This window comes from Nonlabens sp. Asnod3-H03 (assembly GCF_045063665.1).
In the GTDB taxonomy this organism is placed as follows: domain Bacteria; phylum Bacteroidota; class Bacteroidia; order Flavobacteriales; family Flavobacteriaceae; genus Nonlabens; species Nonlabens ulvanivorans.
Genome location: NZ_JBEFOD010000008.1, coordinates 359,488 through 375,244, shown reverse-complemented (window position 1 = coordinate 375,244; position 15,757 = coordinate 359,488). Strand labels below are relative to the sequence as shown.

The 15,757-nt window shown below is 36.7% G+C and carries 17 protein-coding genes; 6 read left to right on the top strand and 11 right to left on the bottom strand.

All coding sequences use genetic code 11. The features are described from left to right. From ACJJVI_RS04910 to ACJJVI_RS04885, 6 genes are all read right to left on the bottom strand, one after another. Complete coding sequence (locus ACJJVI_RS04910; protein WP_042294990.1) at window positions 1-2,073, bottom strand: flotillin family protein; 2,073 nt, start codon at window positions 2,071-2,073, stop codon at window positions 1-3. A gap of 14 nt (window positions 2,074-2,087) precedes the next feature. Then, a complete protein-coding gene (locus ACJJVI_RS04905; RefSeq protein WP_405350778.1) occupies window positions 2,088-2,663 on the bottom strand; it encodes an SPFH domain-containing protein in 576 nt (191 codons plus the stop codon). 32 nt (window positions 2,664-2,695) lie between these two features. Next, on the bottom strand, window positions 2,696-3,406 hold the full coding sequence (locus tag ACJJVI_RS04900) for a hypothetical protein (RefSeq protein WP_405350776.1): 711 nt from the start codon (window positions 3,404-3,406) through the stop codon (window positions 2,696-2,698). 112 nt (window positions 3,407-3,518) lie between these two features. After that, window positions 3,519-3,728, bottom strand: a complete 210-nt coding sequence (locus ACJJVI_RS04895) for a zinc ribbon domain-containing protein (protein ID WP_081866592.1) — start codon at window positions 3,726-3,728, stop codon at window positions 3,519-3,521. Between the two features lie 2 nt (window positions 3,729-3,730). After that, window positions 3,731-4,444, bottom strand: a complete 714-nt coding sequence (locus ACJJVI_RS04890; RefSeq protein ID WP_036583652.1) for a PspA/IM30 family protein — start codon at window positions 4,442-4,444, stop codon at window positions 3,731-3,733. Window positions 4,445-4,503: 59 nt separating this feature from the next. Next, on the bottom strand, window positions 4,504-4,899 hold the full coding sequence (locus ACJJVI_RS04885) for a hypothetical protein (RefSeq protein WP_036583655.1): 396 nt from the start codon (window positions 4,897-4,899) through the stop codon (window positions 4,504-4,506). A 319-nt stretch (window positions 4,900-5,218) separates the two neighbouring features. Here ACJJVI_RS04885 and ACJJVI_RS04880 point away from each other — a divergent pair, with 319 nt between their 5' ends. Then, window positions 5,219-5,974 carry a helix-turn-helix domain-containing protein gene (locus tag ACJJVI_RS04880; protein ID WP_036583657.1) on the top strand — a complete coding sequence of 252 codons (756 nt, stop codon included), beginning with the start codon at window positions 5,219-5,221 and terminating at the stop codon, window positions 5,972-5,974. A gap of 61 nt (window positions 5,975-6,035) precedes the next feature. On the opposite strand, the gene ACJJVI_RS04875 is transcribed toward ACJJVI_RS04880, so the two are convergent. Further along, complete coding sequence (locus ACJJVI_RS04875) at window positions 6,036-7,235, bottom strand: LamG-like jellyroll fold domain-containing protein (RefSeq protein ID WP_317290359.1); 1,200 nt, start codon at window positions 7,233-7,235, stop codon at window positions 6,036-6,038. A gap of 109 nt (window positions 7,236-7,344) precedes the next feature. Here ACJJVI_RS04875 and ACJJVI_RS04870 point away from each other — a divergent pair, with 109 nt between their 5' ends. Then, window positions 7,345-7,818, top strand: coding sequence for an LEA type 2 family protein (locus tag ACJJVI_RS04870; RefSeq protein WP_317290358.1), 474 nt, complete (start codon window positions 7,345-7,347; stop codon window positions 7,816-7,818). Here the strand turns inward: ACJJVI_RS04870 and truB are convergent. From truB to ACJJVI_RS04850, 4 genes are all read right to left on the bottom strand, one after another. After that, window positions 7,815-8,531, bottom strand: a complete 717-nt coding sequence (gene truB / locus ACJJVI_RS04865) for a tRNA pseudouridine(55) synthase TruB (protein ID WP_405350772.1) — start codon at window positions 8,529-8,531, stop codon at window positions 7,815-7,817. The two genes, ACJJVI_RS04870 and truB, sit on opposite strands and share 4 nt — an antisense overlap. A 6-nt stretch (window positions 8,532-8,537) precedes the next feature. Beyond that, window positions 8,538-9,332, bottom strand: coding sequence for an undecaprenyl-diphosphate phosphatase (locus tag ACJJVI_RS04860; RefSeq protein WP_036583666.1), 795 nt, complete (start codon window positions 9,330-9,332; stop codon window positions 8,538-8,540). Then, window positions 9,332-9,634, bottom strand: coding sequence for a DUF3098 domain-containing protein (locus ACJJVI_RS04855; protein ID WP_405350770.1), 303 nt, complete (start codon window positions 9,632-9,634; stop codon window positions 9,332-9,334). Before ACJJVI_RS04855 ends, ACJJVI_RS04860 begins: the two co-directional genes overlap by 1 nt. 147 nt (window positions 9,635-9,781) lie before the next feature. Continuing rightward, window positions 9,782-10,660 (bottom strand): ABC transporter permease, encoded by an 879-nt coding sequence (locus ACJJVI_RS04850; protein WP_042244830.1) that lies wholly within the window; start codon window positions 10,658-10,660, stop codon window positions 9,782-9,784. A 126-nt stretch (window positions 10,661-10,786) separates the two neighbouring features. Between ACJJVI_RS04850 and leuS the strand changes: the two genes are divergently transcribed. From leuS to ACJJVI_RS04830, 4 genes are all read left to right on the top strand, one after another. Beyond that, window positions 10,787-13,678, top strand: a complete 2,892-nt coding sequence (leuS, locus tag ACJJVI_RS04845; protein WP_405350768.1) for a leucine--tRNA ligase — start codon at window positions 10,787-10,789, stop codon at window positions 13,676-13,678. A gap of 198 nt (window positions 13,679-13,876) precedes the next feature. Next, window positions 13,877-14,056, top strand: a complete 180-nt coding sequence (locus ACJJVI_RS04840) for a hypothetical protein (RefSeq protein ID WP_042294974.1) — start codon at window positions 13,877-13,879, stop codon at window positions 14,054-14,056. 200 nt (window positions 14,057-14,256) lie between these two features. Next, window positions 14,257-15,150, top strand: coding sequence for a heme o synthase (gene cyoE, locus ACJJVI_RS04835; protein WP_036583675.1), 894 nt, complete (start codon window positions 14,257-14,259; stop codon window positions 15,148-15,150). 3 nt (window positions 15,151-15,153) lie between these two features. Next, window positions 15,154-15,741 (top strand): cytochrome c oxidase subunit 3, encoded by a 588-nt coding sequence (locus ACJJVI_RS04830; protein WP_317290353.1) that lies wholly within the window; start codon window positions 15,154-15,156, stop codon window positions 15,739-15,741. Window positions 15,742-15,757: the final 16 nt, after the last annotated feature.

Below are 15,757 nucleotides of genomic sequence, written 5' to 3'. Positions count from 1 at the left end.
TTAGATATCTCCCAGCTTTTTACCAGAAAGTCCCATACCTTTTGCCATGTTCAACAAGTTGCTCAGCATGTTTTTCTCATCACCATCATTTGATTTACCGTGTAGGTTGTTCAAAATGTTTGCGATACTCAGGTTCTTGATGTCCTCAGAGCTGATGTTATACTTGTCTGCAAAGTCCTTTACTTTATCCAACAAATTACCTTTTACGTCATCACTTCCTAGAATGGCATCTTTTACTTCAGATACAGTTTCAGAATGATTTACGAGTCTGTCATAACCTTTGGCCTTAGTGATCTGACCAATGATTTGTTCAAAGAACATAGTCTCACCACCTACGATATCAATCTTAGCAGCTTTTAATGCATCTCCTATTACTTGTGCTTGCGCATCGGCAATATCTTTTTGGATATTGATTTGTGCTAGATCTACTTGAAGTTCCTTATCTAGACGTAGTTTGAACTCTTCATGTTCTTTACCTACACCATCAAGTTTCTTCATTGCTTCAGCTTTCTCTTCGATACCGGCAGCATCTGCAAGGGCTTTTTCTTTGATTACCTCAGCCTCTGCAAGTCCGTCCTTACGTTTAGCCTCAGCTTTTGCAGCGATACCGCTTGCTTCAGCCTCAGCCTTTTTCTGGATGATTAGAGCATCTACGATTCCTTGACGTTCGCTAGCCTCAGCTTTTGCATGCATTACTTGTGCTTCAGATAAACCTACAGTTGCTTCTTCTTTAGCTTGTGCTTCAGCAAGAATCTTACGAGCGTCTGCTTCTTTTTCACTAGCTTCTTTATGAGCAAGTGCTTCTATGTTGATTTCTTCAGCTTTTTGAACTGCAGCTTGTTTAGAAGCCTCGGCAGCCTTAGTTACCTTAATTAAATCATCTTGAGCTTTTGCTTCAGCATTTGTGATAGCAACTTGTTTAGCACGATCTGCAGTTTTGAAAGCCTCGATGTCCTTCATGTTTTCTTGTTCTTCCACCACGCCTTTTTCAAGCACCACGCGATCTCTAATCACATCCTGAATGTTCTTTTTCTCAACCTCTACTACTTTTTCTTTCTCGATTTGAGCTAGAGTCACGACTCTTTCTCTCTCGGTAAGTTCCAGCATGCGGTCTTTTTCCACACGTTCTGTTTCTACAGCGTTAGTACGTTGCTTATTTTTCTCTGCAATGATGATCTGACGTTGCATGTTTTCTTCAGCAACCTGAACTTTTTCTGTAGTAGCGATACGAGCTGTTTCTGACTTAAGTCTTTCTTCTTCAGCTACTTTTAGTGTTTCAGCATCTTCACGAGACTTGATGTTTGCAATCTCACGTTTTTGTTGCTCTTCTTTTTCGGCCAGTTGCTTATCTAGTTCTAGAATCGCTTCACGAGCTTCAACATCTTGCTTGCGTATTACCTTTTCCTCATCACGCTTAATCAGGTTTGCTTTAATGTTTTGTGCAGCAGTAAGATCTGTAATCTTCTTGATACCTTCAGCATCTAAGATGTTGTCAGCTTTTAAATGAGAAACGCTGGTTTGCTCTAAGAAGTCAATCGCACAATCCTCAAGCGTATAACCATTTAAGTCTGTACCGATAATATCTACGATCTCATCACGAAACTCGCGACGTGCTTCATACAAATCGATAAATTCAAATTTCTTACCTACGGTTTTTAATGCTTCAGAGAACTTTGCTTCAAAAAGATCTTCTAGTGTCTCTTTACGAGATGCACGAGCTACACCTATGGTTTGAGCTACTTTTTTAATGTATTCTACTTCATTATTGACACGCACGAAAAACGCTACTTTAATATCGGCTCTCATGTTGTCTTTACAAATAAGACCTTCTACGCCCATACGCTCAATTTGGATTTTCTTTACAGAAATATCCATAGTTTCTACACGGTGAAATACCGGTACGACATAAAGTCCTTTATCCGTAGCGACTTTTGTACCTCCAAAACCAGTACGCACTAGTGCCTGTCCTTGATGTACTTTCTTGTAAAACATCGCAATGATTGCGAAGTAAACAATTACAAGGAATAGAAAGATTCCTACTCCTGTTACAATGATTCCTAATGTTCCGTCCATAGTTTTTGTTTGGTTTATTGTTTTTGGTTTATTGTTTTTTCTATATAATCAATGGCGCAATCTGATAATATAAAGCCATGTAAGTCTGTTCCTGTAATGTCTATAACATTATCGCGGAACTCACTGCGAGAGTCTAATAATTCTTTAAACTCATATTTTCTTGCCACTGTTTTAAGAGCTTCTGAAAATTTAGCTGAAAATAATTCTTTTAAATGTTCTTCATTTGAAGCATTTGTAACTCCTATAGTTTCACTTACTCGTTTAATTTGTTTTAGTTCATTATTAACGTGCATCATAAAAGAAGCTTTGATATCAATTCTTACATTGTCTTTTGTTATCAGGTTATTATCATCTAATAGTTCTACTCTTATACTTTTTGAAGAGAGGTCTAGAATCTCATAAGTATGAAATGATGGAATCACATACATACCTTTAGAAATAGCAACTTTGGTACCGCCAAATCCATTGCGAACGATAGCTTTTGCAGTTGGTACTTTTTTGTAAAATATGAAAATCAACAAAAAATTGATTATCATCAAAAATGTTATGAATGCTATAGCGGTAATGACAATGGGTAACATTCCTTCCATAATTCCTTTTTAATTGATAGTGTGCTCTATAGTTATGCTTTACTCACTAAAAAATAGTTCTTATCATCTGATTGTTTGATGATGAGCACGCTTTCGCGAAAGCGTAATTCTGATCCATCTAAGGATTTTACATAGATACTCATTAAGTTACCATCTGCCATGACCTCTGCATTTCCTAATTTATCTCCAGAAATGGAAGATAAAAGTAAGGCTTCACGACCTAAAAAGTCTACTGCTTTGTCTCCATCTTTATTCAAATTTTTGAAAAATGATTTGAAAGGCGTGGTGATTACTTTAGTCAGAATTAATGCTGGTATAAACGCTGCAAGTACGATTACAAATCCGAATGTGTTGTCATAACTGCCAGTGATTGATGTTGTAAGAACAGAAATCATCCACCAAAGGAAAATCCAAAATGTAAACGTGAACATGAATGGCAGCCCTACAAAGTTGAAATAGATCAAAAAGACTTGCCACCACTTGAGTTTACGAGTGCGTTTGTTCACTACGTGTTCACGATCAACTTCAGCATTTGCAACGTCCTGGAAATCCATATTTCCTCCTTCAATACCAGTGTCTAGATCAACATCTGCATCGATATCTACGTCTATGTCTACATCCACGTCTAGGTCAAAATCTATTCCCGTAATCATCGTGGCAAGCCAGTAGAGTATAAGAATGATTAACAACACGGTAAGTGTGATGTTTACTTCAGAGAATAATATGTTGAAATAGTTTTCCAAGGTTGGTTAGTGTTTAATGGTTAAAAGCTAATGTCACACTGAGCTTGTCGAAGTGGGACGCTAACAAAGTCAATTAACGATAAATCGTCTTCGACAGGCTCAGACTGACAATTTAACTCGTAAAAAAGTCAAAGATGTTACTCAATGCTCCTGTGCTGGCTTTATAAAACTCTGTGTATTTGCAACGAGTGCAAGCTACGTAAGAGAATTTCTTGTTCTGTACGTCAAAAATTTTTGAAAGCGTGCCGCCAGTAGCTCGCATTTCTCCAGTTTCATAATCGTGATGACCGCATTTGACACATTTATAATTTATGTTGCTCATCCTTATGCTTCATCTTTTTTGATTCCCAACTGCTCTTTGAGCTTTGCTAGATCATCGTCAAGTTTAGATTCCGTCATATCTGCAGCAGCATCGATTTCATCGTCTACAGATTTTGTCGTCTTTGCTAGATCTCCATAAGCCTCTGCAAGAGCTTCGTCTTGTGCGACTTTTTCTTTCATACGCTCGAGCATGCTTACTGTTCCTGCGCTATCAAGTTCTGCCATTTGTTTATTGACATTTTTAGTGGCATCACTTACTTTAACACGTGCTTTCAACGTTTTAAGTTCGTTTTCCCAGTTGGTGATGTTTCCTTTGATGGTCTCAATGGTATCTTTTAATTGAGAAACATTTTTATCAAACTTTTCTGTGTCTGCAGCGGCGCGATTTGCGTGTTGTTGTGCTTCTTCCTTTTTTGCAAGTGCTTCTTTAGCCAGACGATCTGCTTCTTCTACTGCCATGTCGCCAGAATGTGCTTTTTTGAGAATCAACATAGCTTTGGATTCATAGTCTTTAGCTTTGGATTCGTGTTCATCTCGCTCATTTTTAGAACGTATGGCTAGTGCTTTTACTTGGGCCATAGCCTCTACACTTTTATTAAGATCTGCTTTCATGTCACGTATACCTTGCTCGGTCATGGTGATAGGATCTTCTAGGTTGTCAACTGCTTTGTTAGCTTGTGCTTCTCCTATTTTGAAAATTCTTTTAAATATGTTCATGATATTAGTTTTTTATGGCAGATGCAATCTGCCGTTACTTTTAGATGCATTGTATGCATCTAGTATTTTGAAAATTTGATAATTTGGTCAGAGTACTCACTCATTAATAAACTTAATGAGTTAAGAGTACCTTCTAACTCGTTAAGGTCTAGGTTTTCTATTTGTAAGGTATCTCTAAAGATGACTTTAGATCCACTTTCGTCTAGCACAAATGCGCCGTGAATGATATCGCGGTTTTTTTGTAAAAGACTTTTGAAAACTTCTTCATTCTTGTTATTGATTTTAAAAATGTATTGCTCCATGATTAAAATGGGTGGTGCTATTCCTAAAATCATATTTTTAACACCAGCGCTTTCTTTTTCAATCACTAGGATTCCGTCTTGCGGATTTTCTCTAATGATGTCAAAATCTAGCTGTAATAGGTATTCTTTAATAGTGCTGAAGTAATTATTCATAGGTTTTTATTGGTAGGTTTAATATTACGAAAAAGGAACTTCTTATCCCACTAAAATATGCAGTGCGATATCTGCAACGTAAATCATTAAGAGTATCATAATTAAAAGTTTTTATAGTTATTGGTTTTAAATGGTCTTGATACATTATATGACAACGGCCTACTGTTTTATAATGCTCAAATTTTGAGTAAACTAGGTTATAACTGGTTAGATTACTGAAGTATTACTCAAAATATTAGCTTAATAGAAACTATTTTGCTAATATTGTTAGTGTAAATATACATAATTATTTTTAATTGCAAATAAAATTAGCAAAATAATGTCGTTTTTCGGTAAAAACATCAAAAAGATACGTGGAATTAAAAGCTTAAGTCAGCAGGCTTTTGCAGACCTATTCGACTTAAAAAGAGGTACTTTAGGTGCTTATGAAGAAGGTCGTAGCGAACCAAAAATAGAAACCATAATTAAGATTGCTAATTATTTTAGCATTTCTATAGATGATATACTTACTGCAGAGTTAACGGTTAATCAGTTATTAAAATTTAATGATCGCTTAACCTTAACGCCAGAAGAATTAGAGCGAGAGCAATTTGCTCAAGTGCCATGTATTACCGAAAAGTTAGCTGATGATTATCTTGAATATTACGATAATCAATCTTTTATAGATGATATGCCTCGTCTGACCTTGCCTATCAATACTGAGAAAGACTTTAGAGCTTATACGGTTACTAATTTAGAAATGACCAGTCACGATAAAGGTTTGTATCCCAAAGATGTTATAGTTGGGGAAAAAGTACCTCATAAAGTGGTGAAGAAGCTTAATAATGGTACTATAGTTCTTGCGGTTACTGAAAACGAACTTATATTAAGAAGGTTATACGTCACTGCCGATGGTCTTGTGCTCAGAGCTGATCATAAAAATATAGACGATCAGACTATTACTGTTAATGATCTCAAAGAGTTATGGCGTGTACGTTACGTGTTTTTCCGTCGTATTCCAGATTTTTCAGATAGTATGGAAGATAAAATGGCATTTTTAGAAGCACAGATGAAAGAGTTGAGGAATTCAATATAGTTTCAATTAAAAAAGCCAAGTGTTCTACTTGGCTTTTTTATTATCAGTTAAGTTACGTCGGTTACTCCTTTATCCACTTAAAAGTTTTGCTAGCTCCATTTTGAGAAACGGTTACCATATATAAACCATTTGCTATAGTAGGTTGAATGGTTTGAGAATCGTTTAATGAAGCCGATAATAATTCCTTGCCAGATATAGTATAAATAGAAATAACAGCTTCTTGATCAATCGCTCCTTTAAAGCTTAAGAATTGTGATGGGTTTTGAGATAATACTAGATTATTTAATTGAAATGACTCTTCACCTAAAGTAGTTACTTCCACACATTCAGAAACCTGTGTACACCCATTAAATGTAATTTCACCAGCATAAAATCCTGTTGCCGTAGGTGTAAAAGTCATAGCAGTTTCACCAGAAATAACAACGCCATCTGAACATCTAATCCATCTGTAACTAGCACCTGACTGCTGAGCAGTTAAAACTCCATTACTTTCAGTTACTTCATCATCTAAAATAGCAGTTACCATAGATGGTCCTGCTACCCAATTTGAGCTAGTTCCTGATAAAGCAAAATTAGTCAAAGTCCCATCTGTAGAAGCAACTATATTAGGAAGAGTGGTGACTGAAGTGTTTGTTCCTCCAGCAGCTCCTTCATTAAATTGATAATAACCCAATAACCCAGTTGCATCAGGACAAAGTTCAGTATTCATATTGGCACCTATTTCAGTTGTAGATAATGCTCTGTTCCAAATTCTAACTTCGTCAATTTCTCCTGAAAAATATAAATTTCCTCCAGGAACACGTCTACCTATTCTTACACTGTTCCCTGTTGATGGAGTATTAACACCAGATAAATTTCCAGTACCAACTTGAACACCGTCTACGTAAAGAAAACCTGTGCCACTAGATAAAACAAAGGCAACATGAACCCATTGCCCTGCTGTTATGACTCCAGTAGTTGAAGATAAATTACCATTAGTTCCGCCTGAAAAGAAAGATAAACCTTGATTGGTATTAACCATAAAGGTATTTCTAGATCCAGAGGCGCCAGTACCGTAATCTAAAATACATAAATTGTTACTGGGAGCACTAGTGCTAACTTTAATATGAGCTTCAAAAGTCCTGTCAGCAGTAATAGCTACACCTGCGAATGTGGTTTGGACAAAGTCGTTAGTTCCGTCAAAACTAAGTGCATTTTGCGTTTGTGCAAATAGAGTTGTTGATCCGATAAGTAAAAAGGATAAGAGTAGAGTTTTTTTCATGATGGTTGGGTTAAGTTTTTACAAGTTAGAAAGTTAGCAAAAAATATGTTGTTTCAATACGCTTTCGCGAAAGCATAACTACTACTATCTTTACCACAAATTCAATGCTATGCGTGCTTTACTGCTCTTATGTTCTATTCTTATTGCGATGACGTCGTGTCAAGATGCTTATGAAGAGGTCGTTTTTATAGAGATAAAAAATGTAAAAATCAACAATGCTACATCAGATAATGTGCAGCTTAGTGGTGATTGTGTACTTTTTAATCCTAATCCTGTAGGGCTAGACTTGACTAAAGCAAAGTTTGATGTCTATGTAAATGGTCGTAAAACGGCAGAGATTAATCAGGATTTAGATGTTGAGATGCCTGCAAGTGACGAGTTTATCTTACCATTAAAGGCTACCATGTCGCCTAAGGATTTTTATGGAGAAAAAGGGCGAGGTTTGCTGGATGCCACATTGCAAATATTAGTAAATCAAAAGGTGGATATTAAATACAATGGTAGTATACGTGCTGGAAAAGGCATGGTTAATTTTGAAGTACCTATTATAGACAGTCTAGAGGTTCCTGTAAAGGTGTTTTAAGATTCTATATTCTTAAAATCTGCTTCAAATTCTTCTAGAGTCATGGAGTTTTCCACTCGGTAATTACCTATTGCGGTGCGTCTCAATGCGCTTAAATGGCCGCCATTATTTAATGCTTTACCATAATCATGTGCCATGGATCTAATATAGGTTCCTTTACTACACTCAATTCTAAAGTCAACTTTAGGCAGCTTAATTTTAGTCAATTCAAATGCCTGAACATTTACCTGACGTTCTTTGATTTCTGTAGTTTCACCTGCACGTGCTAGTTCATATAGTCTTTTGCCATCCTTCTTAATGGCTGAATATATAGGTGGTTTTTGCATAATATCACCAGTAAATTGTGAAGTTGTCTTTACTAATAATTCTTCTGTAATATCATTCAACGGGAAACGGTTGTCTATTTCAGTTTCTAGATCATAGCTAGGTGTAGTGGCTCCTAGAGTTATGGTGCCTGTATATTCTTTTTCTTGCGCTTGATACACATGAATATTCTTAGTCTCTTTACCTGTACATATGATAAGAAGGCCACTAGCTAATGGATCTAGAGTTCCTGCGTGGCCAACTTTAATTTTCTTAATTCCATATTCTTGTTTGATCAACCATCTTATTTTATTCACCACTTGAAAAGATGACCAACCTAGAGGTTTATCAATTAAAAGTACCTGACCTATTTGATAAGGATTAGTAACGGGTTTTTGATTAGGATCCATATTAATTTAACCGTTAAAAACTCCAGCTGCGATTGCTATGAGACCTACTGCAAAACAATAGTATGAGAAGTAATGCAGTTTTGCTTTGCGTACTAAAGAAATCATCCAGGTACAAGCAATTAATCCAGTAATAAATGCTGCTATAAATCCTATAAGAAGTGGCATGCTCGCACTGCTTTCCATCGATATGTCGCCACTCATAATGTCTTTGGCTATCTTACCAAAGATCAACGGCACAACCATTAGAAAAGAGAAACGAGCAGCCTTTGTACGATCATTACCTAATAGGACACTAGTTGAAATGGTAGCACCACTACGTGATATACCAGGCAACATAGCGATTGCTTGAGAAACACCTATTAGTAAAGCGTCTTTCCACCCTATGTTTTTACCAGTATTTTTGGCTCTACCGGCTAGAAATAATAATAAACCTGTTACAATAAGCATACAGCCTACTAAAACAATATTACCATTAAACAAGGCCTCTAATTGTTCTTCAAAAAATAGCCCTACGATTACCGCTGGAATCATGGATAAGATAATCTTACCCGCAAAAATCATATCGTCCATCTGACCAGAAAAAATACCAGCAATCAAATTGAAAATATCTTTTCTAAAAACAATAATAGTGCTCAATGCGGTAGCAAAGTGAAGTACGACCGTAAAGAGAAGACTCTCTTCAGGAACAGAGTTGTCACCTAAAATGGCTTTACCTAATTCTAAATGACCGCTTGATGAAACAGGTAGAAATTCTGTAAGGCCTTGTATAACTCCTAAAATTAATGCGTCTAACCACTCCATTATTTATCTGGATTTAATAGTATAGCATACATCTCTATACCGAATCCTATAAGAACTAATGTAGGAGCAAGTCTTATTCTGCGCCATGAAAAAATGGCTTCATTAAACACCTCTGGATTATCACTGCCACCACCTGCCATCAAAGCAAATCCAGTAACAATAACTATTAGACCTATAATCATCCACATGTAATTTTTCTTTTTAAAGATAAATTCAAAACGTGGTTTTATATTTTCATTGTCATATTCTTCACCGCGATGTAATGGTTCTCCTTTAGATTCTTTTATTGTTCCTTTTTTCATGTTTATTTCTTTATGGTCACACTATCTTGACGAAGTGCGACTAAACTATATTTTATAAACTGTTCTCGACTGCGCTCGAACTGACATTTTTTAATTTCAACTACAACTTCCTAGATAACCAATCACCCCAAAATCCAACAACCTAATTTAATAATAAAGCTCATCAGTCCTTAGGTTCAAGTAACGCGTTGTTGCAAAAAATGTACTTAATAAACTAATTAAAACTCCAAACACTAATACACCTACAAAAAGGATTGCAAGCATTTCATAATTTTTTAATATTTCTAATTCTGGAATCAATCCATTCATCCAGTAAACCACACCTGCCAGTGCAATTAAAGCGAGGATAGCACCTATCAATCCTAGTTTTACACTAGTCCATATAAATGGTTTGCGTATAAAACCTTTAGTTGCACCTACCATTTGCATGGTTTTAATAGTAAATCGTTTTGCATAAACCGATAGCCTGATGGAGCTGTTAATCAATAAGAAAGATATTAAAACAAATATACCTGCGATAACCAGCATCCAAAAGGTGATTCTTTTCACGTTTTCATTCAATAAAGAAACCAGTGGTTTGTCATACTGCACTTCTTGCACATAATCTTTGGCTGCTAGATCTTGGGCGATTTGTTCAATCTCTCCATCGGTAACAAAATTTGCATTAAGTCGCACATCTATAGAATTCGGTAATGGATTAAAACCATCTAGGTTTGCAATAAAATCTTCTCCTAGATCATCTACCAGTTTTTTTGCACCTTCTTCTGCAGGGACATAAATGGCGCTTTTAGTATAATCTGCCATTTGTAATGTTTTCTCTAACTGTCGCATTTCTACTTCTTTTGCAGTATCCTTGAAGTAAATAGACATAGGTACTTGCTCACGGAAGTGGTCTGCAATCTGCTGGCTGTTTAAAAGGAAAAAGCCCATGATCCCTAGTAAAAACAATACTAGAAATACACTAATCACCACCCAAAAGTAGGAGCTGAATAATCGTCTTTTTTGATATCTCTCGTGTGATGCCATGCAGTAAATAACAGAATTTATCGTGTCACAAAAATAATAAAGTAAATGAGCTACTGACGATTACAACGCTATAAGTTTCGGCATTGTTGTAAACACCCTATTTTTGCTCTTTCATAAGACTATAAAATGACGCATTACGATCACAAATCTATAGAAGCAAAATGGCAAAAACATTGGGCTGCTAATAAGACTTTTAAAGCTACAAATAACTCAGATAAACCTAAATTCTATGCACTCGATATGTTTCCATATCCTAGTGGTGCTGGGCTACACGTAGGGCATCCGTTAGGTTATATTGCTAGTGATATCGTGTCTCGTTATAAGCGTCACAAGGGTTTTAATGTCTTGCACCCTATGGGTTATGATAGTTTTGGATTGCCTGCAGAGCAGTATGCGATACAGACAGGTCAACATCCTGCAGAGACTACTAAAACTAACATAGAAGGTGGAACAGATAAGTCTGGAAACAAAATTGCCGGATACCGCAATCAGATGGATCGCATCGGTTTTAGTTTTGATTGGGATCGTGAGGTAAGAACTTCTTCACCAGATTATTATAAATATACACAAGAGATTTTTATCATGCTATTTGATAGTTGGTATGATAATGATGCAGATAAGGCGCAACCTATTAGTTTGTTAGAATCTCGCTTTCGCGAAAGCGGAAACAGCAACATCAACGCTGCCACAGACGAAGATTTGAGACAGTTCACCGCTGCAGAGTGGAACGCGTTTACAGATAAAGAGCAACAGGAGATATTGCTTGATTATAGATTAACTTTTCTTGCAGATACGGAAGTAAACTGGTGTCCAGCATTAGGAACCGTACTAGCAAATGATGAGATTGTTAATGGCGTTTCAGAACGTGGTGGACATCCTGTAGTGCGCAAGAAAATGCGTCAGTGGATGATGAGAATTAGCGCGTTTGCAGAGCGTTTATTAACAGGTCTAGAAGGATTAGACTGGGCAGAATCTATCAAAGAAATACAACGCAACTGGATCGGGAAATCGGTAGGTGCGATGGTGTCTTTTCAACTAGATGACCATAAAATAGATGTTTTTACCACTAGACCAGATACCATCTACGGAGTGACATTCATGACACTTGCTCCAGAGCATGAGCTAGTAGATCAAATTACTACTGCGGCACAAAAAGACGCGGTAGAAGCTTATAAAAAAGCAACAGCTGCACGTTCAGAAAGAGAACGCATGGCCGATGTGAAGACTATTTCTGGAGTATTCACAGGAGCATATGCTACGCATCCATTAAGTGGTGAGCCAGTACCAGTATGGATCGGTGATTATGTTTTGGCTGGTTATGGAACTGGCGCTGTAATGGCAGTACCGTGTGGTGATGAGCGTGATTATGCATTTGCCAATTACTTTGCAGGTCAGGAAGGAATGCCAGCGATCAAGAATATTTTTGATGGTGTGGATATATCTGAAGAGGCTTATGGAGCAAAAGATAAGACGCCGCTTTGTAACAGTGATTTCTTAAACGGAATAAGTTACAAACAAGCGATGTACGCAGCGATTCAAAAACTTGAAGAAATAGGTGCAGGAAAAGGAAAAACCAATTACAGATTGCGTGATGCGGTATTTTCTAGACAGCGTTATTGGGGTGAGCCATTCCCAGTATATTATAAGGACGGATTGCCACAAATGATAGATAGCAAGCACTTGCCTATCGCATTACCAGAGGTAGATGAATATTTACCAACTGAAGATGGTGCGCCACCTTTGGGACGTGCGACAACGTGGAGCTGGTGTACTCAAGAAAATAAAGTCGTTTCTAACGATGACGATCGCGATTGTGTATATCCACTAGAATTGAACACCATGCCAGGTTGGGCAGGTAGTTCATGGTATATGTTCAGATACATGGATGCCAATAATGAAAACGAAATGTTTTCTAAGGAAGCACAAGAATACTGGAATAACGTAGATCTATATATAGGAGGTAGCGAGCACGCGACAGGTCACTTATTGTACAGTAGATTTTGGGTAAAATTATTACACGATCTAGGTAAAGTCACGGTAGAAGAACCGTTCCAAAAGATGATTAATCAAGGGATGATTCTTGGTGAGAGTGCTTTTGTGAAGGAGTTAGAGGTTGAAGTTGATGGTAGGGTTGAAAAACGATTTATTTCTCAAGGTGTAAAAGCTAAGGATTTAAATATCAAGTCAGGAAGAAAGCTTCATGCAGACGTTTCTTTAGTTAATCTTCAGAATGAATTGGATATGGAAGCTTTTAAAGTTTGGCGTCCAGATTATGCATCTACAGAATTCATTACTGCTGTAGACGGAACATTCAAAGTCTCTCGCGAAGTAGAAAAAATGTCTAAGTCTAAATACAACGTCGTTAGCCCAGATGATATTTGTGATCAGTATGGAGCAGATACTTTGCGTTTGTACGAGATGTTTTTAGGTCCGCTAGAGCAGGCAAAACCATGGAATACAGCAGGAATTACAGGAGTTTATGGGTTTATGAAAAAGCTGTGGAAACTATATCATAATGATAATGGATTTGCTGTAAGTGAAGAGAAAGCATCACCAGATAGCATGAAAACCTTGCACAAGACCATTAAAAAGGTGCAGGATGATATTGAGAACTTTTCATTTAATACCAGCGTTAGTAGTTTTATGATTGCCGTAAATGAGTTGACTGCTCAAAAATGTAATAGTCGCGAGGTGTTAGAACCACTTGCTGTTCTTGTATCGCCATATGCACCACACATCGCTGAAGAATTATGGTCATTGTTAGGTCATAACGAGTCGATAAGTGAAGCGCCTTTTCCAGTGTTTGATGAAAAGCACTTGGTAGAAAGCAGCAAGACCTACCCTATTTCTTTTAATGGTAAGATGAAATTTACGCTGGATTTACCAGTAGATGTTTCAAAAGACGAGTTAGAGAAAATGGTGCTTGCAAATGAGAAAGTACAGCAACAATTAGAAGGAAGACAAATACGTAAAACGATTATTGTACCAGGTAAGATTGTGAATTTTGTGGTGGGATAATTAAAGGAAAATAAAACAAAATCGATGTAAAGATTACCTTAACGTTATGATTATGAGGTTTCATGTGATAAATCTTTGATAAGCGTTGAGCTGTTTTATTGAAAAGTGTATATTTGTTTCAAGTCCATTTGTTAATATATGTTAAATTAGCGATTGTTCTTAACTATAGTTCCCTTTAATATTATTAATACAGAAGTAATGAAAAACATAAAATCAATAGCTTTAATTGCCTTTTTAACTTTATCCATGACAGCTATGGCTCAAGTAGGATTTGTAGAAGATGTTCCAGATGCAGCACCAGCACCTATACCAGGTATTGCGCTTGCTATAGCGGCTGCTGTAGGTATAGGCTTTGTAAAGTTGAAGCGCAAAAAGTAAACTTGTCTTCTTATCATATAAAAAAAAGGAACCCGTTTTAGGTTCCTTTTTTGCGTTTGAGAAGTACGCTTTCGCGAAAGCGTAGAGACGCAAATCTTCATAAATCATAAATATCTTTGAAAGCATTTAAATTCCTTTGCCACAAAGCTGTTGTAAGGTATCTTTGCAAACCTTTAAAATCAACTATTTAAAACAGTTTTTTGACAGAAGTAAATGCCATAGAAAAATCACCGAGCATGGTGAGAAACTTGATAGAAATTACAAAGCCACGATTATCTGTAGTTGTGGTGTTTTCTTCTATTGCAGGTTATTTTTTAGGCGCTGAGGTGTATGATTGGAAGGTTATTTTGATGCTCATAGTAGGCGGCTATTTTTTAGTAGGTTCTTCAAACGTTTTTAATCAAATTATAGAGAAGGATCTAGATGCGCTTATGAAAAGAACGCGCAATAGACCACTTCCTACAGGTCGCATAAGTGTTTCCACGGCATGGGTCTATGGTTTAATCATGGCATTCAGTGGAATTTATATACTATATCTTATCAATTTTGCAACGGCCTTTTTTGGTGCGTTAAGTATTATCCTTTATGCGGCAGTCTACACGCCACTAAAGACTAGGACGCCACTTTGTGTGTTTGTAGGCGCTTTTCCAGGTGCGATTCCCTACATGCTAGGTTGGGTTGCAGCGAGTGGTAATTTTGGGATAGAACCAGGTACTTTGTTTATGCTGCAGTTTTTTTGGCAATTTCCTCACTTTTGGGCGATAGGATGGATGCTAGAAGACGACTATAAAGCAGGTGGCTTTAAAATGTTGCCTACTGGTGGAGCAAATAAAGGTACTGCTGTGCAGATAATCTGGTATACGGTTTGGACAATATCCATATCGCTGATTCCGGCATTTGGTGTAACAGGTAGCTTATACATGACTTGGATAAGTGCTGTGTTAGTAGGTTTATTGGGTTTATGGTTTTTATATTATGCCATAAAACTTTTTAAAGAGCGCACTAATCAGGTTGCAAGAAAATTAATGCTAGTTAGTGTTAGTTATATCACATTGATTCAAATCATCTATGTGGTTGATAAATTTTTAAGATAAACGATGGAAGAGATAGAATTAACGCACGATGAGAAAATTGCACGTTCCAAAAAACAAATGATGTGGTTTGGTATTGTAAGTCTAATTATGATGTTTGCAGGACTTACAAGTGCTTATGTTGTAAGTCGTGGTCGTAAGGATTGGGTTGAGATAGAATTACCTGAAGAGTTTTTCTGGAGTACTGGAGTTATTTTGTTGAGTAGTCTAACCTTATTTTTTGCAAAAAAAGCTATTCTTAATAACAACAAAAAAGGAGCAACTATACTTACAGTTATTACTTTTATACTGGGAAGCACCTTTGTTTTTATGCAATTTGCAGGCTTTGATAGTCTAGTAAATGAAAAAATATTTTTAACCGGAGAAGGAAGTAGTGTGAATGCATCATTCATTTATGTGATTGTTGTAGCCCATTTAGCTCACATCGCTGCAGGGCTTATTGCGTTGCTAGTCATGACTATACGTGTGTTGCAAGGAAAATATTCTCCAACAAAAATTTTAGGTTTCGAATTAGGTGCCGTATTTTGGCACTTTGTAGATGTGTTATGGATATATCTACTATTATTTTTAGTGTTTGCTAAAGACATTTTTTAGAGTACTTTTGCAGCAC

Coding starts and splice junctions, on each gene's coding strand:
- truB (WP_405350772.1), bottom strand. CDS start 8,531: ATGGATCCTAATCAAAAACCCGTTACTAATCCTTATCAAATAGGTCAG.
- ACJJVI_RS04905 (WP_405350778.1), bottom strand. CDS start 2,663: ATGGAAGGAATGTTACCCATTGTCATTACCGCTATAGCATTCATAACA.
- ACJJVI_RS04850 (WP_042244830.1), bottom strand. CDS start 10,660: ATGGCATCACACGAGAGATATCAAAAAAGACGATTATTCAGCTCCTAC.
- ACJJVI_RS04875 (WP_317290359.1), bottom strand. CDS start 7,235: ATGAAAAAAACTCTACTCTTATCCTTTTTACTTATCGGATCAACAACT.
- ACJJVI_RS04840 (WP_042294974.1), top strand. CDS start 13,877: ATGAAAAACATAAAATCAATAGCTTTAATTGCCTTTTTAACTTTATCC.
- ACJJVI_RS04880 (WP_036583657.1), top strand. CDS start 5,219: ATGTCGTTTTTCGGTAAAAACATCAAAAAGATACGTGGAATTAAAAGC.
- leuS (WP_405350768.1), top strand. CDS start 10,787: ATGACGCATTACGATCACAAATCTATAGAAGCAAAATGGCAAAAACAT.
- ACJJVI_RS04855 (WP_405350770.1), bottom strand. CDS start 9,634: ATGAAAAAAGGAACAATAAAAGAATCTAAAGGAGAACCATTACATCGC.
- ACJJVI_RS04870 (WP_317290358.1), top strand. CDS start 7,345: ATGCGTGCTTTACTGCTCTTATGTTCTATTCTTATTGCGATGACGTCG.
- ACJJVI_RS04860 (WP_036583666.1), bottom strand. CDS start 9,332: ATGGAGTGGTTAGACGCATTAATTTTAGGAGTTATACAAGGCCTTACA.
- ACJJVI_RS04885 (WP_036583655.1), bottom strand. CDS start 4,899: ATGAATAATTACTTCAGCACTATTAAAGAATACCTATTACAGCTAGAT.
- ACJJVI_RS04830 (WP_317290353.1), top strand. CDS start 15,154: ATGGAAGAGATAGAATTAACGCACGATGAGAAAATTGCACGTTCCAAA.
- ACJJVI_RS04910 (WP_042294990.1), bottom strand. CDS start 2,073: ATGGACGGAACATTAGGAATCATTGTAACAGGAGTAGGAATCTTTCTA.
- ACJJVI_RS04895 (WP_081866592.1), bottom strand. CDS start 3,728: ATGAGCAACATAAATTATAAATGTGTCAAATGCGGTCATCACGATTAT.
- ACJJVI_RS04890 (WP_036583652.1), bottom strand. CDS start 4,444: ATGAACATATTTAAAAGAATTTTCAAAATAGGAGAAGCACAAGCTAAC.